The sequence below is a fragment of the Citrobacter sp. Cu231 genome (genome assembly GCF_030332265.1).
In the GTDB taxonomy this organism is placed as follows: Bacteria; Pseudomonadota; Gammaproteobacteria; order Enterobacterales; family Enterobacteriaceae; genus Citrobacter; species Citrobacter meridianamericanus.
On sequence record NZ_JAOWIE010000044.1, the window covers coordinates 1 to 19,775 of the forward strand.

The window sequence follows — 19,775 nt, forward strand, 5'->3', positions numbered from 1 at the left end:
ATGTGCGAACTCGATATTTTACACGACTCTCTTTACCAATTCTGCCCCGAATTACACTTAAAACGACTCAACAGCTTAACGTTGGCTTGCCACGCCTTACTTGACTGTAAAACTCTCACTCTTACCGAACTTGGCCGTAACCTGCCAACCAAAGCGAGAACAAAACATAACATCAAACGAATCGACCGATTGTTAGGTAATCGTCACCTCCACAAAGAGCGACTCGCTGTATACCGTTGGCATGCTAGCTTTATCTGTTCGGGCAATACGATGCCCATTGTACTTGTTGACTGGTCTGATATCCGTGAGCAAAAACGGCTTATGGTATTGCGAGCTTCAGTCGCACTACACGGTCGTTCTGTTACTCTTTATGAGAAAGCGTTCCCGCTTTCAGAGCAATGTTCAAAGAAAGCTCATGACCAATTTCTAGCCGACCTTGCGAGCATTCTACCGAGTAACACCACACCGCTCATTGTCAGTGATGCTGGCTTTAAAGTGCCATGGTATAAATCCGTTGAGAAGCTGGGTTGGTACTGGTTAAGTCGAGTAAGAGGAAAAGTACAATATGCAGACCTAGGAGCGGAAAACTGGAAACCTATCAGCAACTTACATGATATGTCATCTAGTCACTCAAAGACTTTAGGCTATAAGAGGCTGACTAAAAGCAATCCAATCTCATGCCAAATTCTATTGTATAAATCTCGCTCTAAAGGCCGAAAAAATCAGCGCTCGACACGGACTCATTGTCACCACCCGTCACCTAAAATCTACTCAGTGTCGGCAAAGGAGCCATGGATTCTAGCAACTAACTTACCTGTTGAAATTCGAACACCCAAACAACTTGTTAATATCTATTCGAAGCGAATGCAGATTGAAGAAACCTTCCGAGACTTGAAAAGTCCTGCCTACGGACTAGGCCTACGCCATAGCCGAACGAGCAGCTCAGAGCGTTTTGATATCATGCTGCTAATCGCCCTGATGCTTCAACTAACATGTTGGCTTGCGGGCGTTCATGCTCAGAAACAAGGTTGGGACAAGCACTTCCAGGCTAACACAGTCAGAAATCGAAACGTACTCTCAACAGTTCGCTTAGGCATGGAAGTTTTGCGGCATTCTGGCTACACAATAACAAGGGAAGACTCACTCGTGGCTGCAACCCTGCTTACTCAAAATCTATTCACACATGGTTACGTTTTGGGGAAATTATGAGGGGATCTCTCAGCGTTTAGCTTTGGTGCCAGATTTAACAGCAGCCATGCTATTCAGCAGTTCGTTCGGATCAATGCCGTCAGCGATCAGCATTTCACGATATTGTTGCAGTTTACGAGTACGTTCTTCAACTTCAGCAGCGGCAGCGCTTTCTTCTTCACGGCGCTCGCTAACTACAACTTCTAATTTTTCCAGCATTTCTTCAAGCGTTTCCAGAGTACATTCTCTTGCCTGCGCACGAAGAGTACGGATGTTGTTCAGAATTTTAAGTGCTTCGCTCATTGTAGTAATCTCAAACTTATATTGGGGGTGGTTTGTTGAGCTAATAATAGAGCGATAAATTCAGTTGTGCAATAGCCAGGAATGTAAGGAATTCAAAATTGCGCTTTATTTAGTATCAGAATTAATTCTTCTGTCATAAATTCCACGTGCTGTTGGGCATAAAAAAGGCTTATTGGTGAGGGGGCTTCTCAGCAGTTGAGAGTAAAAATTCAAGATTCAGGTCACATTTTATGGTGTACAAATAGTATCTCTTTGCAGTGATTTCAACCTTTTGTATTAGTTTTGCTTACGTGAATTCACTAATACATGGCGACTGTGGGTAGATTCAATAACAATAAGGAAAGGGTTTCTTTATTGCCACAGGATGAAAAACCGCATGGATAAATTTCATGAGCACTATTTGTGAAAGAGTATGTATATACACATCCAGTTTCAGGTTATCTGGGCTATGGCAGAGTGTACTCATGCTCTCATGTAACTTAAAAAACTGGTTATTAAGGCGACACTGAGCGAGCCTGTATGCGCATTTATACGCCTTTGGGAGCAACGCTACGCCGACACTTTCGTGAAATATGATACAATCCCGCCCATATTTATTTCCCCAGGTGAGGGCCTTCGGTCAATGGCACAGCTATATTTTTACTATTCTGCAATGAATGCCGGTAAGTCGACTGCATTGCTGCAATCTTCGTACAATTATCAGGAACGTGGGATGCGTGCTGTTGTATATACAGCGGAAATTGATGACCGTTTTGGCGCTGGAAAAGTAAGTTCACGTATAGGTCTGTCGTCACCTGCAAAATTGTTTAACCAAAATTCATCATTGTTCGAAGAGATTCGTGCTGAAAACGAGCTGCAAAGAATTCACTGTGTACTGGTTGATGAGTCGCAGTTTCTGACTCGGCAACAGGTTTATGAATTATCTGAAGTAGTCGATCGGCTGGATATTCCCGTGTTGTGCTATGGTTTACGCACAGATTTCCGTGGTGAATTATTTGGCGGCAGCGAATACCTGCTTGCATGGTCTGATAAGCTGGTTGAATTAAAAACAATTTGTTTCTGTGGGCGTAAGGCCAGTATGGTTTTACGTCTTGATCAGGCTGGAAGACCCTATAACGAGGGCGAGCAGGTCGTTATTGGCGGGAATGAACGTTATGTCTCGGTTTGTCGTAAACATTATAAACAAGCGCAGTCTGAGGGCTCTCTGACGGCGATACAAGAGCGACACAGCCACGATTAACCCTTAGCGCTTACGCGCGCTTAGTCACGCAGGGTAGGCCGCGACATTCGACAATGTTCTCTACCCTGTCAGGTTCTCTCTGACGCAATTCTTACACCGTACTGGCCCCACTCCAACAGAACCATCCTCTATACGCCTCTGAATTACGTATATGCCTGTTCCGATAGAGTAGGACATAAAAAAACGGCCCCAATGTGGGGCCGTTTAGAGTGAAACTAAAACTTATCTGGTCGAATTAAGCGGATTTCTTCGCTTTCTTCTCAGCTTTCGGTGCTGCTACTGTTTCAGCCTTAGCTGCGGCCTGGCCTTCGCTGTACTCACGACCGTAGTAGGTATCCAGCAGGATCTGTTTCAGTTCAGAAATCAGCGGGTAACGCGGGTTAGCACCAGTACACTGGTCATCAAACGCATCTTCAGACAGTTTGTCCACGTGTGCCAGGAAGTCAGCTTCCTGAACGCCAGCTTCACGGATAGACTTAGGAATACTCAGTTCAGCTTTGATTTCTTCAAGCCAGCCCAGCAGTTTCTGGATTTTCGCAGCAGTGCGGTCGCCCGGTGCGCTCAGACCCAGATGATCTGCGATTTCAGCATAACGACGACGAGCTTGTGGGCGGTCATACTGGCTGAATGCAGTCTGTTTAGTCGGGTTGTCGTTGGCGTTATAACGAATAACGTTGCTGATCAGCAGGGCGTTCGCCAGACCGTGAGGAATGTGGAACTGAGAACCCAGCTTGTGCGCCATTGAGTGACATACACCCAGGAAGGCGTTAGCAAACGCGATACCGGCGATGGTTGCTGCACTGTGTACACGTTCACGAGCTACCGGGTTCTTAGAACCTTCATGGTAGGACGCCGGCAGGTTTTCTTTCAGCAGTTTCAGCGCCTGCAGAGCCTGACCGTCAGAGAACTCAGAAGCCAGTACGGAAACGTAAGCTTCCAAAGCGTGAGTTACGGCATCAAGACCACCGAACGCACACAGGGACTTCGGCATATCCATGACCAGGTTAGCATCAACAATCGCCATATCCGGAGTCAGCGCATAGTCTGCCAGCGGGTATTTCTGCCCGGTTGCATCGTCAGTAACAACAGCAAACGGAGTCACTTCAGAACCGGTACCGGAAGTGGTAGTAACGGCAACCATCTTCGCTTTGACGCCCATTTTCGGGAACTTGTAGATACGTTTACGGATGTCCATAAAACGCAGCGCCAGTTCTTCAAAGTGAGTTTCCGGATGCTCGTACATAACCCACATAATTTTCGCGGCGTCCATCGGGGAACCACCACCCAGCGCAATGATCACGTCTGGTTTGAAAGAGTTAGCCAGCTCAGCACCTTTGCGTACAACGGTCAGAGTTGGGTCAGCTTCGACTTCAAAGAACACTTCAGTTTCAACGCCAGCAGCTTTCAGCACGGAAGTGATTTGATCAGCATAACCGTTGTTAAACAGGAAGCGGTCGGTCACGATCAGCGCACGTTTGTGACCATCGGTAATCACTTCATCCAGTGCGATTGGCAGAGAGCCACGACGGAAGTAGATAGATTTCGGAAGTTTGTGCCACAACATGTTTTCAGCTCGCTTAGCAACGGTTTTCTTGTTGATCAGGTGCTTAGGACCAACGTTTTCAGAGATGGAGTTACCACCCCATGAACCACAACCCAGAGTCAGGGAAGGTGCGAGTTTGAAGTTGTACAGGTCACCGATACCACCCTGAGATGCAGGGGTGTTAATCAGGATACGTGCGGTTTTCATCATCTGGCCGAAGTAAGCAACGCGTTCTGGCTGGTTGTCCTGGTCGGTGTACAGGCATGAGGTATGACCGATACCGCCCATCGCAACCAGTTTTTCAGCTTTATTAACGGCGTCTTCAAAGTCTTTCGCACGGTACATCGCCAGCGTCGGAGACAGTTTTTCGTGAGCAAACGGTTCGCTTTCGTCAACAACCTTCACTTCGCCGATCAGAATCTTGGTGGTTTCTGGTACGGAGAAGCCTGCCAGTTCAGCAATTTTGTATGCCGGCTGACCAACGATGGCCGCGTTCAGCGCGCCATTTTTCAGGATAACGTCCTGAACAGCTTTCAGCTCTTTACCCTGCAGCATGTAGCCACCGTGAGTCGCGAAACGCTCACGTACTGCGTCATATACAGAGTCAACAACAACAACAGACTGTTCAGAAGCACAGATTACGCCGTTATCGAAGGTTTTAGACATCAGAACGGAGGCAACAGCACGCTTGATATCTGCGGTTTCATCGATGACAACCGGGGTGTTACCTGCGCCTACGCCGATAGCTGGTTTACCGGAGCTGTATGCAGCTTTCACCATGCCTGGACCACCAGTCGCAAGGATCAGGTTGATGTCCGGGTGGTGCATCAGCGCGTTAGACAGTTCTACGGAAGGTTGATCGATCCAGCCGATCAGATCTTTCGGCGCGCCAGCAGCGATGGCTGCCTGCAGAACGATATCAGCGGCTTTATTGGTCGCATCTTTAGCACGCGGATGCGGAGAGAAGATGATGGCGTTACGCGTCTTCAGGCTGATCAGCGATTTGAAGATGGCAGTAGAAGTTGGGTTAGTGGTTGGAACGATACCGCAGATAATACCAATCGGTTCAGCGATGGTAATGGTACCGAAAGTGTCGTCTTCAGACAGCACACCACAGGTCTTTTCATCTTTATATGCGTTATAGATGTATTCGGAAGCGAAGTGGTTTTTAATCACTTTATCTTCGACGATGCCCATGCCGGATTCGGCAACGGCCATTTTCGCGAGAGGGATTCGAGCGTCTGCGGCAGCCAGAGCGGCGGCACGGAAGATTTTGTCAACCTGTTCTTGAGTGAAACTGGCATATTCACGCTGGGCTTTTTTTACGCGCTCTACAAGTGCGTTAAGTTCAGCGACATTAGTAACAGCCATAATGCTCTCCTGATAATGTTAAACTTTTTTAGTAAATCATCTGCTCGATACGAGAGTATAGACAGATCGACGAAAATTTGTGTAACGTTTTGAAAATCAAACGGTTAATTAACGTCCGTTTTACCTTGATTTACTAAAAGAGCTTATGCGTTAGCGTCAGTTAACTCTAACGCGTTACCTCCAGGTGGCGTAAGCAAGATTACTCACTTCTGAGTAGTAATTGCGTGATCTGGATCAAGATTTCGCAAAGCTGACACCTTTCAGCAGGCCCTTTTAGCGTTTATCGGTAAGTGTTAATGAATTGATGTGATGAATTCCAATGACATTAGCATATTCAATACATATTAATAACACTCACTATTGGTAGCGTATTTACGTAGATAAACGCAGATAGAAGGTGAAGTATGCTGACAAAAAGCGTATCTTCAGCGCGGATTTTATCAATTTTTTTATGACTCATTTTATCCGGCTAACGCTTCGGAGCTAACCGTGATCCAAACGCTATTTGATTTTCCTGTCTATTTTAAATTTTTCATTGGGTTATTTGCGTTGGTCAACCCGGTGGGGATTATCCCTGTCTTTATCAGCATGACCAGCTACCAAACGGCTGCAGCGCGCAACAAAACCAACCTTACGGCAAACCTTTCGGTTGCCATCATCCTGTGGACTTCGCTGTTCCTTGGTGACGGTATTCTGCAACTTTTCGGTATCTCGATAGACTCGTTCAGGATTGCCGGCGGCATCCTGGTGGTGACTATTGCGATGTCGATGATTAGCGGAAAACTTGGCGAAGATAAGCAAAATAAACAGGAAAAATCAGAAACCGCTATTCGCGAAAGCATCGGTGTTGTGCCACTGGCCTTGCCTCTGATGGCGGGGCCGGGGGCGATAAGCTCAACTATCGTTTGGGGCACGCGGTATCATAGTGCGATTAACCTGTTTGGTTTTTTTGTGGCAATTGCGCTGTTTGCCCTGTGCTGTTGGGGGCTGTTCCGTATGGCGCCATGGTTAGTTCGCCTGCTGGGCCAAACGGGCATCAACGTCATTACGCGTATTATGGGATTGCTGTTAATGGCTCTGGGGATTGAGTTCATTGTTACTGGAATCAAGTCTATTTTCCCCGGTTTGCTTGCCTGATATCCCTCTTTTGCATCAACGGAGCCACTATAGGCTCCGTTTCCTTTCATTATCAGTAAAACTTCTCACTAAAGTTGAAAAGTAGCACAACAAAAATAATAAAAACTTATGTTTAGCTCTTTTGTTATTCATTGAATTTATAGATATAACTCTCAACAGTCCGCCTGTGGTGGCTAAGTGTCGCTGTTATTTTAGTAACATCATACTCTGGGGCTTGCTGTAGGATTATCGAAATGTTATTAGTTATTTCAGCGTTTTTTTTAGATGAATGTGCTAATTAATAACCAATTGTTAAATTAATGTGTATTTGAGTGCGGTGTTGATACCGGACAGGGTAGTTAACAATGCTTGATGTTCAACATTATGATTTTTAATAGTTTTTTGTGATAAATCTTCATTCGAAAGACTTTTCTACTGAGATTTATTTTCAATAAAAGAGAATTGGTTAACAAATTTGTAAAATGTATTGGCGGTTAAGAAACGCATTTGATACTTTCCGGCCAGGTATTTTGCAGAAGATTTCACGTTGATGAGAATCATTTTCAATTGATTTCTCTCAACAGAGTAACAGCGTGTTTCCGGCAGGGGAAACACGATCGATAATCGACGCAAGGCGGTCGTACGAATCGCCAGAATAAATAGAGTCGGTGATAGCAAGCAGTAAAACAATAAACCACCTGACGGCAGAAAATCTCCGATGCCGTACAGGGATCCTGACAGGATTAACAGTCTGGTTAAAAAGCCAGCCATAATAATGAGGGAGTACAAACACAATGACTAACATCACTAAAAAAAGTTTAGTAGCTGCGGGGATCCTAACTGCGCTAGTCGCTGGAAATGCTGCCACAGCAGCAGTTGTGCCAGCCGGTGTGCAGCTTGCTGAAAAGCAGACTCTGGTGCGTAATAACGGTTCGGAAGTTCAGTCGCTCGATCCACATAAAATCGAAGGTGTGCCTGAATCCAACATCAACCGTGACCTGTTTGAAGGTTTATTAATCAGTGATGTTGATGGCAAACCATCACCAGGCGTAGCTGAAAAATGGGAAAATAAAGACTTTAAAGTCTGGACATTCCATCTGCGTAAAGATGCAAAGTGGTCTGACGGTACGCCAGTCACCGCGCAAGATTTCGTGTATAGCTGGCAGCGCCTGGCTAACCCAAATACCGCGTCACCGTACGCCAGCTATTTGCAGTACGGCCACATCGTCAATATTGATGATATTATCGCCGGTAAAAAGCCGGTCACCGATCTCGGCGTTAAAGCTCTCGACGATCATACATTTGAAGTCACCCTGAGCGAGCCGGTTCCTTATTTCTACAAACTGCTTGTGCACTCATCCGTTTCACCGGTTCCTAAAGCCGCAGTTGAAAAATACGGTGAGAAGTGGACTCAGCCAGCTAACATCGTCACTAACGGTGCTTATAAACTGAAAGACTGGGTTGTCAACGAGCGCATTGTGCTTGAGCGTAATACTAACTACTGGGACAACGCGAAAACCGTTATAAACCAGGTTACCTATTTGCCAATTGCTTCTGAAGTGACTGACGTGAACCGCTATCGCAGCGGTGAAATCGACATGACCTATAACAACATGCCGATCGAGTTATTCCAGAAACTGAAAAAAGAGATCCCGAACGAAGTTCACGTTGACCCGTACCTGTGCACCTATTATTACGAAATCAACAATCAGAAAGCACCGTTCAACGATGTTCGCGTTCGTACTGCCCTGAAACTGGCGTTGGATCGTGACATTATCGTCAATAAAGTGAAAAACCAGGGCGACCTGCCTGCATATAGCTTTACTCCTCCTTACACCGATGGGGCAAAATTGGTTGAACCAGAGTGGTTCAAATGGTCTCAGGAAAAACGTAATGAAGAAGCGAAAAAACTGCTGGCTGAAGCAGGCTTCACCGCTGAAAAGCCGTTGACCTTTGACCTGCTGTATAACACCTCAGACCTGCATAAGAAGCTGGCCATCGCAGCGGCATCCATCTGGAAGAAAAATCTGGGTGCTAACGTGAAGCTGGAAAATCAGGAGTGGAAAACATTCCTCGATACGCGCCATCAGGGTAACTATGATGTTTCGCGTGCGGGTTGGTGTGCGGATTACAACGAACCAACATCCTTCCTGAACATGGTGCTGTCCGACAGCTCCAACAACACTGTGCACTATAAGAGCCCAGCGTTTGATAAGCTGATTGCCGATACCCTGAAAGTGACTGATGAAGCGCAGCGCAGCGAACTGTATTCAAAAGCGGAACAGCAATTGGATAAAGATTCTGCGATTGTACCGGTTTATTACTATGTTAACGCCCGTCTGGTGAAACCGTGGGTTGGCGGATACTCTGGTAAAGACCCGATGGATAATATCCACGTCAAAGACTTGTATATTATCAAGCATTAATGGCAAGACGTGGGGCATTTTTATTGCCCCACAGTGTCTTTTTTCTTCGAACTATTAATACCGCTTTACCTGAAGGTCGGGGTAGAAGGGGTATAAAGGCACACGCCAGAAGGTACGGGCAATGTTAAAATTCATACTACGTCGCTGTCTGGAAGCGATTCCGACGCTATTTATCCTTATTACGATTTCATTCTTTATGATGCGCCTTGCGCCGGGAAGCCCATTTACCGGGGAACGCGCGTTACCGCCAGAGGTACTGGCAAATATTGAAGCGAAATATCATCTTAACGATCCTATCTCAACGCAGTACTTCAGCTATCTGAAGCAGCTGGCACATGGCGATTTTGGGCCCTCCTTCAAATACAAAGACTACACGGTCAACGATCTCGTTGCCTCGAGCTTTCCGGTTTCAGCGAAGCTGGGTGCGGCAGCCTTTATTCTGGCGGTACTCGTCGGTGTAAGCGCTGGGGTGATAGCCGCGCTGAAGCAAAATACGCGCTGGGACTACACGGTGATGGGAGTAGCAATGACCGGGGTCGTTATCCCCAGCTTTGTAGTCGCTCCGTTGTTGGTCATGATATTTGCCATAACCTTGAAATGGTTGCCTGGCGGGGGCTGGAACGGCGGGGCGCTGAAATTTATGATCCTGCCGATGGTGGCGTTGTCACTGGCCTATATCGCCAGTATCGCCCGTATTACCCGTGGTTCGATGATTGAAGTGCTGCACTCTAACTTTATTCGCACTGCGCGCGCAAAAGGGCTGCCGATGCGGCGGATTATTTTCCGCCATGCGTTAAAGCCGGCGCTGTTGCCCGTCCTGTCCTATATGGGACCGGCATTTGTCGGCATTATCACCGGTTCAATGGTTATTGAGACCATTTACGGCTTGCCGGGCATTGGCCAGCTATTCGTCAATGGTGCCTTAAACCGCGACTATTCGCTGGTTCTGAGTCTGACCATTCTGGTGGGTACGCTGACCATCGTGTTTAACGCGATTGTCGACGTGCTGTATGCCGTTATCGACCCAAAAATTCGTTACTGATACTGGAGCTCGCTATGATGTTAAGTAAGAAAAACAGCGAAGCGCTGGAGAATTTCAGTGAAAAGCTGGAGGTCGAAGGCCGCAGTCTGTGGCAGGATGCGCGTCGACGCTTCATGCATAACCGCGCTGCGGTCGCAAGCCTGGTGGTGTTAGTGATTATTGCGCTGTTCGTGACGCTGGCACCAATGCTGTCGCAGTTTACCTACTTCGATACCGACTGGGGCATGATGTCCAGCGCGCCGGACACGGAATCAGGACACTATTTCGGCACCGATTCGTCGGGTCGCGACTTGTTGGTTCGCGTGGCGATTGGCGGACGTATCTCGCTGATGGTCGGTATTGCCGCAGCGCTGGTGGCGGTAGTCGTCGGTACACTATACGGCTCTTTGTCGGGCTATCTCGGCGGCAAAGTCGACTCGGTAATGATGCGTCTGCTGGAAATCCTCAACTCCTTCCCGTTCATGTTCTTCGTGATCCTGCTGGTTACCTTCTTTGGGCAAAACATCCTGCTGATTTTTGTTGCTATTGGGATGGTCTCCTGGCTGGATATGGCGCGTATCGTGCGTGGACAAACGCTGAGTCTCAAGCGCAAAGAGTTTATTGAAGCGGCGCAAGTGGGAGGGGTATCTACCGTGCGCATCGTTATCCGCCATATCGTGCCGAACGTACTGGGCGTGGTGGTGGTCTACGCTTCATTGCTGGTGCCCAGCATGATCCTGTTTGAATCCTTCCTGAGCTTCCTGGGATTAGGTACACAGGAGCCATTAAGTAGCTGGGGTGCACTGCTGAGTGATGGTGCCAACTCGATGGAAGTCTCGCCATGGCTGCTGCTGTTCCCGGCAGGTTTCCTGGTGGTAACTTTATTCTGTTTTAACTTTATTGGCGATGGCCTGCGTGACGCCCTCGACCCGAAAGACCGTTAAGGAGTGCAGCCATGAGCGTAATTGAAACCTCAACCGCACCGCTCGCGCAACAACAGGCTAACGCACTGCTGAATGTAAAAGATCTGCGCGTGACGTTTGCTACCCCCGATGGCGATGTGACCGCGGTTAACGATTTAAACTTTTCGCTTCGAGCAGGAGAAACGCTGGGTATTGTTGGGGAATCCGGTTCCGGTAAATCGCAAACAGCCTTTGCCCTGATGGGCCTGCTGGCGGCGAATGGCCGTATCGGGGGCTCTGCAACCTTCAACGGGCGTGAAATTCTGAATTTACCGGAACGCGAACTGAACAAACTACGTGCCGAGCAAATTTCGATGATTTTCCAGGATCCGATGACGTCTCTTAATCCGTACATGCGGGTCGGCGAGCAGTTGATGGAAGTTCTGATGCTGCATAAAGGCATGAGCAAAGCGGAAGCTTTTGAAGAATCGGTCAGAATGCTGGATGCGGTGAAGATGCCGGAAGCGCGTAAGCGTATGAAAATGTACCCGCATGAATTCTCAGGCGGGATGCGCCAGCGCGTCATGATCGCCATGGCGCTGCTGTGCAGGCCAAAACTACTGATAGCCGATGAGCCGACTACCGCGCTCGATGTGACGGTACAGGCGCAAATTATGACGCTACTGAATGAACTGAAAAGCGAATTCAACACGGCGATTATCATGATCACCCACGACCTTGGCGTTGTGGCTGGTATTTGCGATAAAGTTCTGGTGATGTACGCCGGACGTACCATGGAATATGGTAGTGCGCGGGATGTGTTTTATAAGCCCGTTCATCCGTATTCGATTGGGTTGCTGAACGCTGTACCTCGTCTGGATGCCGAAGGGGAAGAGATGCTGACTATCCCGGGCAACCCGCCGAACCTTCTGCGTTTGCCAAAAGGTTGTCCATTCCAGCCGCGTTGCCCGCATGCGATGGAAATCTGTAGCAATGCTCCGCCACTGGAGGAGTTTAGTCCGGGCCGCCTGCGCGCCTGCTTTAAACCGGTGGAGGAACTGGTATGACTGCGGTGACCGAACAACGAAAAGTGCTCCTTGAAATTGCCGATCTTAAAGTCCATTTCGACATTAAAGACGGCAAGCAGTGGTTCTGGCAGCCGGCTAAAACCCTGAAAGCAGTTGATGGCGTGACCCTACGGCTGTATGAAGGCGAAACCCTGGGCGTGGTCGGCGAATCAGGTTGTGGTAAATCGACCTTTGCCCGTGCGATTATCGGCCTGGTGAAAGCCACCGATGGAAAGGTTGCCTGGTTGGGTAAAGATTTGCTGGGCATGAAACCCGATGAATGGCGGGAAGTGCGTAGTGATATCCAGATGATTTTCCAGGATCCGCTGGCATCATTAAACCCGCGCATGACCATTGGTGAAATTATTGCCGAACCGCTGCGGACTTATCATCCGAATCTGCCTGGTCAGGAGGTCCGTGACCGTGTGAAGGCGATGATGATGAAAGTTGGCTTGCTACCGAATCTGATTAACCGCTACCCCCATGAGTTTTCCGGTGGTCAGTGTCAGCGTATTGGTATTGCCCGCGCGCTGATCCTTGAGCCTAAATTGATTATTTGCGATGAACCGGTTTCCGCGTTGGACGTATCAATTCAGGCTCAGGTGGTGAACCTGCTGCAACAGTTACAGCGTGAAATGGGATTATCGCTCATCTTCATTGCTCACGACCTGGCGGTGGTTAAACACATCTCCGACCGCGTGCTGGTCATGTATCTTGGACACGCGGTGGAATTAGGGACCTATGATGAGGTGTACCATAACCCGCTGCACCCTTATACCAAAGCCCTGATGTCTGCGGTACCCATTCCCGACCCTGACCAGGAAAGGAACAAGGTTATCCAACTACTGGAAGGCGAATTGCCGTCGCCTATTAATCCTCCTTCCGGCTGCGTGTTTCGTACGCGCTGTCCGATTGCCGGGCCGGAATGTGCAAAAACGCGCCCGGTTCTTGAAGGAAGTTTCCGACACGCTGTTTCCTGCCTGAAAGTAGACCCGCTATAATCCTGAGGGCTGACAAAGGTCAGCCCTTCTTTTTGGTGAGGTATTTGTGCCAGGTCTAGTCTCTTCTGTCCGCCGTGGGCTCTATCGCAAATTATTCGATTTAAACACCCGTTCGGGGCGTCGCTTTGAAGGTATGTGCGCGCTGTTCGCATTGCTTAGCGTTATTGTTATCTTCATTGAGTCCGGAGTAGGGACGCAATACCATTTAACGTATGATGAATGGCATATTTTTATCTGGCTGGAGGTCTTTATTACTCTGGTCTTTACCCTCGAATACTTTCTACGTTTATGCTGCTGGGCCAATCCCGCAAAGTATGTGTTTAGCTTCTGGGGAATAATCGATCTTGCCACCATTTTGCCGCTGTATGTAATGTGGTTGTGGCCTGAAATCAGTCTGAGTTATGTCTTCGCCTGGCGCGCGATGCGCGTTCTACGTGTGCTGCGTATTCTGAAGTTGCTGCGCTTTATGCCTTCCCTGCGAGTGTTCTGGAACGCCATCAAAAGCGCCCGCCATCAGCTCATACTGTTCTATTCCTTTATTGCCATTCTGATGATTGTTTTCGGTGCGTTGATGTACCTGATCGAAGGACCAAAATATGGTTTTACCACGCTAAATGCGTCGGTGTATTGGGCCATTGTCACGGTCACTACTGTTGGCTATGGCGATATCACACCACACACGCCATTGGGGCGCATGGTCGCGTCTTTGCTTATCCTGATTGGTTACTCTGTGATTGCGATACCGACTGGATTGATTACCACACATATGAGCAGCGCGTTTCAGAATCGCCAGAATTTACGTAAATGTCCGCAGTGTCAGCAAGGCCAGCATGAACATAGTGCGCAGTTTTGTAACCGCTGTGGAAGTAAACTGCCGGGTTAAAAATGAAAAAAGCTGCGAGAGCAGCTTTTTTGTTTGATTATTCGCGCCAGAGAATATGGCACAGCTTGTGATCTTTTTCGCGACACAATAAAACGCGCGCAAAAATATCGTTAATCTCGCCGTCTTCAGTATCTGCAAGACCAATCACCACTTCGGCAAAGAAATCAGGGTTCAGATCAAAATCAACGTGATCCTGCCAGTCTTCTGCCGGGTCGAATAACTCCGCACCGCCGCGTTCTTCAAACTGCAAATTGAACAGAATGATGTCGGCTGGATCCAGGTTGTCCGCAGCCAGTTCGAGAAAAATGTCGTAAGCCTGCTCAAGCGTTTCGTCTTCAGTCAGGCGATTGTTCAAATCCATATCCATAATGACTACCTGTTTACTGTCTGATGGGCACGTTTTACAGCAACGGACTAAAGAAGTAAAACAGTCGCTCTGCAATCCGCTGCCAGAGTGGTCGTTTTAACCACAAACGGGCATCAAGCAGGCGAGAACGCGAAATATAATCATCCTGCACTGCGGCGAGATCGCCGCCGAATCCTGCATCGTCAATCACCAGCGTAATTTCAAAATTCAGCCAAAGGCTACGCATATCCAGATTAACGGTACCGACGAGGCTCAGTTCGCCATCGACCAGTACGCTTTTGGTATGCAACAAACCGCCTTCGAACTGATAAATTTTAACGCCTGCCGCCAGCAACTCAGTGAAAAAGGCCCGGCTTGCCCAGCCAACCAGCAGGGAGTCATTCTTACGCGGAAGAATGATACTGACGTCGACCCCGCGCTGCGCCGCCGTACAGATCGCATGCAACAAATCGTCGCTGGGAACGAAGTAGGGCGTGGTCATAATTAAATATTCACGTGCGGAATAAGCTGCAGTTAACAGCGCCTGATGAATCAAATCTTCAGGGAAACCAGGACCCGAGGCGATAGTGTGAATGGTATGACCGCTGGCTTGCTCAAACGGCATGATATTAACGTCCGGCGGCGGGGGCAAAATGCGCTTGCCGGTCTCAATTTCCCAGTCGCAGGAATAGACAATACCCATCGCGGTAGCTACAGGGCCTTCCATTCTCGCCATTAAGTCAACCCATTGCCCGACGCCAGCATCTTGTTTGAAAAAGCGCGGATCGACCATATTCATGCTGCCGGTATATGCAATGTAGTTATCGATCATGATCATTTTGCGATGCTGGCGCAAATCCATACGGCGTAAAAACACACGCATCAGGTTCACTTTCAGCGCTTCAACAACCTCAATACCTGCGTTACGCATCATTGCCGCCCATGGACTGCGGAAGAACGCCACACTGCCCGCGGAGTCCAGCATCAGTCGGCAGTGAATCCCGCGTCTGGCGGCAGCCATTAATGACTCCGCGACCTGATCGGCCATACCACCCGGCTGCCAGATGTAGAACACCATCTCAATGTTGTGGCGCGCCAGTTGAATATCGCGGATTAATGCCTGCATTACGTCATCTGAGCTAGTGAGCAGTTGCAGTTGATTTCCCTTAACGCCAGCGATTCCCTGGCGACGCTCGCACAGCTTAAATAAGGATGAGGCGACGCTGCTGTTTTCTTGCGCAAAAATATGCTTACAGGCTTTAAGATCGTTCAGCCATTTGGCCGTTGACGGCCACATTGCCCGGGCGCGTTCGGCGCGACGTTTACCCAGATGAAGCTCACCGAAGGACAGATAAGCAATGATCCCTACTAATGGCAGAATATAGATGATCAAAAGCCAGGCCATTGCGGAGGGCACTGCGCGTCGTTTCATTAGAATGCGTAATGTTACGCCAGCAATGAGTACCCAGTAACCCAGAATGACCAGCCAACTCACCACGGTGTAGAAGGTTGTCATAAATTTAAAAATCCTTTTGAAAGCGTATTGTTAAGAGTTTACGCATCAGGATTCATCTGGCAAATAAAAACACGGGAAAACCACTGGTCTGCATGCGGTGTGGCGTTATAATGGCCGCTCAGTGACTGAAAGAGTAGTAAACATGAAGCGTAGTAGAACGGAAGTGGGACGCTGGCGGATGCTGCGTCAGGCGAGCCGTCGTAAAGCACGTTGGCTTGAAGGGCAATCGCGTCGTAATATGCGCATCCACACCATCAGAAAGTGCATCCTCAACCATCAACGTAACTCGTTGCTGTTTGCGATCCACAATATCTGATCTAAAAGGGCACCGCTGGCGGTGCCCAAAGTCTCAGCTTTTTGTTCTGTTTTTAAAATACTTTCTTATACGGTTTTACTGAAACCTGTGCATAAACGCCTGTCGCCACATACGGATCGGCTTCTGCCCACGCCTGTGCGGCTTCTAAAGATTCAAATTCAGCAATCACCGTCGAGCCGGTAAAGCCCGCAGCGCCTGGCTCATTACTGTCAACCGCTGGCATAGGACCTGCCGTGAGCAAACGGCCTTCATCATGAAGAAGTTGCAGACGGGCCAGATGAGCTGGGCGTACGGAAAGACGTTTTTCGAGAGAATCTGCGATATCTTGAGCGTAAATAACGTACAGCACGGGTAGAGCTCCTTGAACGGTAAAAGTCATATTTACGTTATTGGAAAGGCCCGGTAACTGCAACGGAAAGATTGCTGATATGTTAAGGCCACACTCCGAAAATGGTTATTTTTCATAAAATCGCGTTTTAAATCTGAGTTACCTTCACGGTCTTATTGAATATGATTGCTATTTGCATTTAAAATCGAGACCTGGTTTTTTTACTGAAACGATTATGACTTCAATGACCCTTGATTTACCTCGTCGCTTTCCCTGGCCAACGTTACTTTCTGTCGGCATTCACGGTGCTGTAGTGGCAGGTTTGCTGTATACCTCGGTACATCAGGTTATTGAACTGCCTGCACCAGCGCAGCCTATTTCCGTTACGATGGTCGCGCCTGCCGATCTTGAACCGCCTCAGGCGGTTCAGCCACCGCCTGAACCCGTCGTCGAGCCAGAGCCGGAACCAGAGCCGATCCCGGAGCAGCCAAAAGAAGCACCGGTAGTGATTGAGAAACCGAAGCCCAAACCTAAGCCGAAGCCAAAACCGGTGAAAAAGGTTGAAGAGCAACCGAAACGCGATGTGAAGCCCGCAGAACCGCGTCCGTCGTCTCCGTTTGAAAATACGGCACCTGCGCGTCCAATGACCAGTGCTGCTCCGGCAACCACTAAGCCAGCGGTAAGCGCGCCTTCCGGGCCGCGCGCCTTAAGTCGTAATCAGCCACAGTATCCTGCGCGTGCCCAGGCGCTGCGTATTGAAGGTCGTGTTAAGGTCAAATTTGACGTGACCCCAGATGGTCGGGTCGAAAATGTGGAAGTTCTGTCCGCGCAGCCTGCAAATATGTTTGAACGTGAAGTGAAAAATGCGATGCGCAGATGGCGCTATGAGGCCGGTAAGCCAGGTTCTGGCCTGGTGGTGAATATCGTTTTCCGCCTGAACGGCACAACGCAGATCGAGTAAGCATCATGCCGGATTTGGTGGTACGCCGCCATCCGGCAATGAGCGAAAGATTGAAATACTACTGGATGGCGCTGCTAATGCGTACTGTCAGGACAAGGTTGGGATCGGACGCGGTTTACCGTCTTTATCAACAGCTACGTAGATAAACAGGGCTTCGGTAGCTTTATAGCGCTGGCCGATAGGTTCAGAAGCAACTTTCTTCACCCAGACTTCAATATTAATGCTGATCGAGGTCGTCCCGCGTTTTACGCAGCGCGCATAGCAACACACTACGTCGCCTACGGCAACCGGGCGCAAAAAGCTCATTCCTTCAACCCGCACTGTTACGACACGACCGTGTGCGATCTCTTTGGCCTGAATAGCGCCGCCTATATCCATTTGTGACATCAGCCAGCCACCAAAAATATCGCCGTTCGCGTTGGTATCGGCAGGCATAGCCAGAGTGCGTAAAACCAGTTCGCCCTGGGGAGTGTTATTCGTTGTTGTCATTGTAGAACCGACTATAGAGAAAGATTACAGGCGCGATGCTACTAGAATTTACGTGCTGAGAACAGAGGGGATACGGCGTGCGCAGCGGATGTGAGCCGGGTTTATAGCAACAAGGAACGCGAGGGGATAAAAATTCGCCAGATCCGTAGATCTGGCGAACATTAATTACGATTTATCTTCCTGCGGAAGGTGGCGGTAAATATAAACTCCGCTCAGCAACGTAAAGAGTAAGGTCAGGGCGGTCAGGCCGAATACCTTGAAGTTGACCCAAATGTTCTGCGGCAGCCAAAACGCGATATAGATGTTTGCCAGACCGCACAGGATGAAGAAAACGGCCCAGGCTAAATTAAGCTTTGACCATACCGGCTGCGGCAGGGAAAGCTCTTTACCTAACATGCGCTGAATGAGCGGCTTTTTCATCACCCACTGGCTAACCAGCAGCGCACCGGCAAATAGCCCGTAAATCACCGTCACTTTCCATTTAATGAATTCATCATTGTGGAAGAAGATAGTCAGGCCACCGAACACGGCTACCAGAATAAAGGTGATTAATGCCATCTTCTCGACCTTACGATAGCGAACCCAGCTGTAAATCAAAACCACAGCCGTCGCGACAATCAGTGCCGAGGTTGCCGCATAGATGTCGTAAAGCTTATAAAAAGCAAAAAAGACAACCAGCGGTAAAAAATCAAGAAACTGCTTCATTCTTCGATTCCGTCATCAAAAGCACCGGGTACAAGCCCGGTATGCGTTCAGGGTTTATTGGCGAATCAGCATATACAGGCGAAACAAATAGATCAGCAACACGGCGGAGATCATGTTGCTCAGCGTATTCGCCAAGACCGCGCCTACATTCGGCGTAAGTACCGCAAAACTTGGCGCAAAAAGCAACAGCAACGTTTTTGCCAGCAGCCAGCCAATCACTGCGGGCGCAACCAGACGCATATTTGACCACGCCAGACGCATACTGTTGCGCATAGCAGCAAAGACACCCATTTTGTCCTGTACCATCATCACCGGCGCGAGTGCCAGCAGGATGGCCAGCAAAATACCGGGTACAACGACCAGCATAATACCGATTTGCACCAGCAGAGTAGTCAGAAAAATCAGAATAAACAACTTAGGCAAAACTGGCGCGCTGGCACCAATGGCACGTAATGCGCTGACCCGATGCCCTGCTGAAATGAGCTGAATCATCAGGATGATACCTCCCGCGAGGATGGCATTACCAATCAGACCGGAAAACGTCGACGCAGCAGAAGCGCGTAGCAAAATTTGCTGTTGCTCCGGGGTCATGTTTTGCACCAGATCGAACAATCCCACACTGCTGGTTAACTGATCGCCTTCACTGAGTTGCGCAATTTGAGCGTCAGTGGGAGAAAAGGCATGCCCTAACACCACTGTGATAAACGCGCACAACAACGATACCAGCAAGATGGTAATGAATTGATTACGGAAAAAGTTTCCCGCGTCACGGTAAACGGATTTCGCCGTGATAGACATGCACTCTCCTTGAGTTTTGCAGGTGTTCATTTGCGGGCAATTGTACCCTGGATAACTCTACAGTGGCAGCATCACGCGATGTATGGAAAAGCATATCTTTGTAAAGCCCTGGTAATTTTCGACTATCCGTTCAGCATCATGCCAGAGCGCTGTGTGTTATTTGCGCATCGCGACCAAAAAACATCGTCTGAAAGGCAAAAATGCGAGGGGTGTTTGCGAAGTGAAAATATATCAAAATTGATCTGAATTAATTTA

Annotated in this window: 18 protein-coding genes and 2 pseudogenes; 11 read left to right on the top strand and 9 right to left on the bottom strand. The window is 48.7% G+C overall.

The window, feature by feature from the left end:
- Window positions 1–1,209 carry an IS4-like element ISVsa5 family transposase gene (locus tag OGY15_RS17640; protein WP_286540185.1) on the top strand — a complete coding sequence of 403 codons (1,209 nt, stop codon included), beginning with the start codon at window positions 1–3 and terminating at the stop codon, window positions 1,207–1,209.
- Window positions 1,210–1,221: 12 nt separating this feature from the next.
- On the opposite strand, the pseudogene OGY15_RS17645 reads toward OGY15_RS17640, so the two are convergent.
- Window positions 1,222–1,491: pseudogene (locus OGY15_RS17645) on the bottom strand (H-NS family histone-like protein); the annotation flags it as partial.
- Window positions 1,492–2,113: 622 nt separating this feature from the next.
- Here OGY15_RS17645 and tdk point away from each other — a divergent pair.
- Window positions 2,114–2,731, top strand: coding sequence for a thymidine kinase (tdk, locus tag OGY15_RS17650; RefSeq protein WP_151219510.1), 618 nt, complete (start codon window positions 2,114–2,116; stop codon window positions 2,729–2,731).
- A gap of 235 nt (window positions 2,732–2,966) precedes the next feature.
- Here the strand turns inward: tdk and adhE are convergent, their stop codons facing one another.
- Window positions 2,967–5,645: a bifunctional acetaldehyde-CoA/alcohol dehydrogenase gene (gene adhE / locus OGY15_RS17655; protein WP_286540392.1), complete on the bottom strand. Its 2,679-nt coding sequence runs from the start codon at window positions 5,643–5,645 to the stop codon at window positions 2,967–2,969.
- A 489-nt stretch (window positions 5,646–6,134) separates the two neighbouring features.
- On the opposite strand from adhE, the gene ychE reads away from it, so the two are divergent.
- The 7 genes from ychE to OGY15_RS17690 all read left to right on the top strand — a co-directional run bounded on the left by ychE (window position 6,135) and on the right by OGY15_RS17690 (window position 14,061).
- Window positions 6,135–6,782, top strand: coding sequence for an NAAT family transporter YchE (gene ychE / locus OGY15_RS17660; protein WP_003020714.1), 648 nt, complete (start codon window positions 6,135–6,137; stop codon window positions 6,780–6,782).
- A gap of 773 nt (window positions 6,783–7,555) precedes the next feature.
- Complete coding sequence (gene oppA, locus OGY15_RS17665) at window positions 7,556–9,187, top strand: oligopeptide ABC transporter substrate-binding protein OppA (RefSeq protein ID WP_151219384.1); 1,632 nt, start codon at window positions 7,556–7,558, stop codon at window positions 9,185–9,187.
- A 121-nt stretch (window positions 9,188–9,308) separates the two neighbouring features.
- Entirely contained in the window at window positions 9,309–10,229 is a 921-nt protein-coding gene (oppB, locus tag OGY15_RS17670; protein WP_003020708.1) for an oligopeptide ABC transporter permease OppB, read from the top strand.
- A gap of 14 nt (window positions 10,230–10,243) precedes the next feature.
- Window positions 10,244–11,152, top strand: coding sequence for an oligopeptide ABC transporter permease OppC (gene oppC, locus OGY15_RS17675; RefSeq protein ID WP_151219382.1), 909 nt, complete (start codon window positions 10,244–10,246; stop codon window positions 11,150–11,152).
- Between the two features lie 11 nt (window positions 11,153–11,163).
- Complete coding sequence (gene oppD / locus OGY15_RS17680; protein WP_278238007.1) at window positions 11,164–12,177, top strand: murein tripeptide/oligopeptide ABC transporter ATP-binding protein OppD; 1,014 nt, start codon at window positions 11,164–11,166, stop codon at window positions 12,175–12,177.
- Entirely contained in the window at window positions 12,174–13,178 is a 1,005-nt protein-coding gene (gene oppF / locus OGY15_RS17685; RefSeq protein WP_151219381.1) for a murein tripeptide/oligopeptide ABC transporter ATP-binding protein OppF, read from the top strand. The genes oppD and oppF overlap by 4 nt, the downstream gene beginning before the upstream one ends.
- A 46-nt stretch (window positions 13,179–13,224) precedes the next feature.
- Window positions 13,225–14,061 carry an ion transporter gene (locus OGY15_RS17690; protein WP_151219380.1) on the top strand — a complete coding sequence of 279 codons (837 nt, stop codon included), beginning with the start codon at window positions 13,225–13,227 and terminating at the stop codon, window positions 14,059–14,061.
- Between the two features lie 37 nt (window positions 14,062–14,098).
- Here the strand turns inward: OGY15_RS17690 and OGY15_RS17695 are convergent, their stop codons facing one another.
- Window positions 14,099–14,428: an HI1450 family dsDNA-mimic protein gene (locus OGY15_RS17695; protein WP_151219379.1), complete on the bottom strand. Its 330-nt coding sequence runs from the start codon at window positions 14,426–14,428 to the stop codon at window positions 14,099–14,101.
- A gap of 34 nt (window positions 14,429–14,462) precedes the next feature.
- A complete protein-coding gene (cls, locus tag OGY15_RS17700; RefSeq protein WP_151225524.1) occupies window positions 14,463–15,923 on the bottom strand; it encodes a cardiolipin synthase in 1,461 nt (486 codons plus the stop codon).
- A 142-nt stretch (window positions 15,924–16,065) separates the two neighbouring features.
- On the opposite strand from cls, the gene OGY15_RS17705 reads away from it, so the two are divergent.
- Window positions 16,066–16,239, top strand: coding sequence for a YciY family protein (locus OGY15_RS17705; RefSeq protein WP_016153268.1), 174 nt, complete (start codon window positions 16,066–16,068; stop codon window positions 16,237–16,239).
- A gap of 52 nt (window positions 16,240–16,291) precedes the next feature.
- Here the strand turns inward: OGY15_RS17705 and OGY15_RS17710 are convergent, their stop codons facing one another.
- Window positions 16,292–16,588 (bottom strand): YciI family protein, encoded by a 297-nt coding sequence (locus OGY15_RS17710; protein WP_286540405.1) that lies wholly within the window; start codon window positions 16,586–16,588, stop codon window positions 16,292–16,294.
- Between the two features lie 223 nt (window positions 16,589–16,811).
- On the opposite strand from OGY15_RS17710, the gene tonB reads away from it, so the two are divergent.
- A complete protein-coding gene (gene tonB / locus OGY15_RS17715; RefSeq protein ID WP_151219509.1) occupies window positions 16,812–17,528 on the top strand; it encodes a TonB system transport protein TonB in 717 nt (238 codons plus the stop codon).
- 87 nt (window positions 17,529–17,615) lie between these two features.
- Here tonB and yciA read toward each other — a convergent pair whose 3' ends face one another.
- The 4 genes and pseudogenes from yciA to OGY15_RS17735 form a co-directional block, all read right to left on the bottom strand.
- Window positions 17,616–18,017, bottom strand: a complete 402-nt coding sequence (yciA, locus tag OGY15_RS17720) for an acyl-CoA thioester hydrolase YciA (RefSeq protein ID WP_151219378.1) — start codon at window positions 18,015–18,017, stop codon at window positions 17,616–17,618.
- A 165-nt stretch (window positions 18,018–18,182) separates the two neighbouring features.
- On the bottom strand, window positions 18,183–18,722 hold the full coding sequence (locus OGY15_RS17725; RefSeq protein ID WP_151219377.1) for a septation protein A: 540 nt from the start codon (window positions 18,720–18,722) through the stop codon (window positions 18,183–18,185).
- A gap of 54 nt (window positions 18,723–18,776) precedes the next feature.
- The gene (locus OGY15_RS17730) at window positions 18,777–19,520 is read right to left on the bottom strand and encodes a YciC family protein (RefSeq protein WP_151219376.1); all 744 of its coding nucleotides are present in this window, start codon (window positions 19,518–19,520) and stop codon (window positions 18,777–18,779) included.
- 28 nt (window positions 19,521–19,548) lie between these two features.
- A pseudogene (locus OGY15_RS17735) lies at window positions 19,549–19,635 on the bottom strand (YkgJ family cysteine cluster protein); the annotation flags it as partial.
- Window positions 19,636–19,775 lie beyond the last annotated feature (140 nt).

Bases quoted from the DNA above. Each gene is read 5' to 3' on its own strand.
- OGY15_RS17640 (WP_286540185.1), top strand. From the start codon at position 1: ATGTGCGAACTCGATATTTTACACGACTCTCTTTACCAATTCTGCCCC.
- tdk (WP_151219510.1), top strand. From the start codon at position 2,114: ATGGCACAGCTATATTTTTACTATTCTGCAATGAATGCCGGTAAGTCG.
- adhE (WP_286540392.1), bottom strand. From the start codon at position 5,645: ATGGCTGTTACTAATGTCGCTGAACTTAACGCACTTGTAGAGCGCGTA.
- oppA (WP_151219384.1), top strand. From the start codon at position 7,556: ATGACTAACATCACTAAAAAAAGTTTAGTAGCTGCGGGGATCCTAACT.
- oppB (WP_003020708.1), top strand. From the start codon at position 9,309: ATGTTAAAATTCATACTACGTCGCTGTCTGGAAGCGATTCCGACGCTA.
- oppC (WP_151219382.1), top strand. From the start codon at position 10,244: ATGATGTTAAGTAAGAAAAACAGCGAAGCGCTGGAGAATTTCAGTGAA.
- oppD (WP_278238007.1), top strand. From the start codon at position 11,164: ATGAGCGTAATTGAAACCTCAACCGCACCGCTCGCGCAACAACAGGCT.
- oppF (WP_151219381.1), top strand. From the start codon at position 12,174: ATGACTGCGGTGACCGAACAACGAAAAGTGCTCCTTGAAATTGCCGAT.
- OGY15_RS17695 (WP_151219379.1), bottom strand. From the start codon at position 14,428: ATGGATATGGATTTGAACAATCGCCTGACTGAAGACGAAACGCTTGAG.
- cls (WP_151225524.1), bottom strand. From the start codon at position 15,923: ATGACAACCTTCTACACCGTGGTGAGTTGGCTGGTCATTCTGGGTTAC.
- OGY15_RS17705 (WP_016153268.1), top strand. From the start codon at position 16,066: ATGAAGCGTAGTAGAACGGAAGTGGGACGCTGGCGGATGCTGCGTCAG.
- tonB (WP_151219509.1), top strand. From the start codon at position 16,812: ATGACCCTTGATTTACCTCGTCGCTTTCCCTGGCCAACGTTACTTTCT.
- yciA (WP_151219378.1), bottom strand. From the start codon at position 18,017: ATGACAACAACGAATAACACTCCCCAGGGCGAACTGGTTTTACGCACT.
- OGY15_RS17725 (WP_151219377.1), bottom strand. From the start codon at position 18,722: ATGAAGCAGTTTCTTGATTTTTTACCGCTGGTTGTCTTTTTTGCTTTT.
- OGY15_RS17730 (WP_151219376.1), bottom strand. From the start codon at position 19,520: ATGTCTATCACGGCGAAATCCGTTTACCGTGACGCGGGAAACTTTTTC.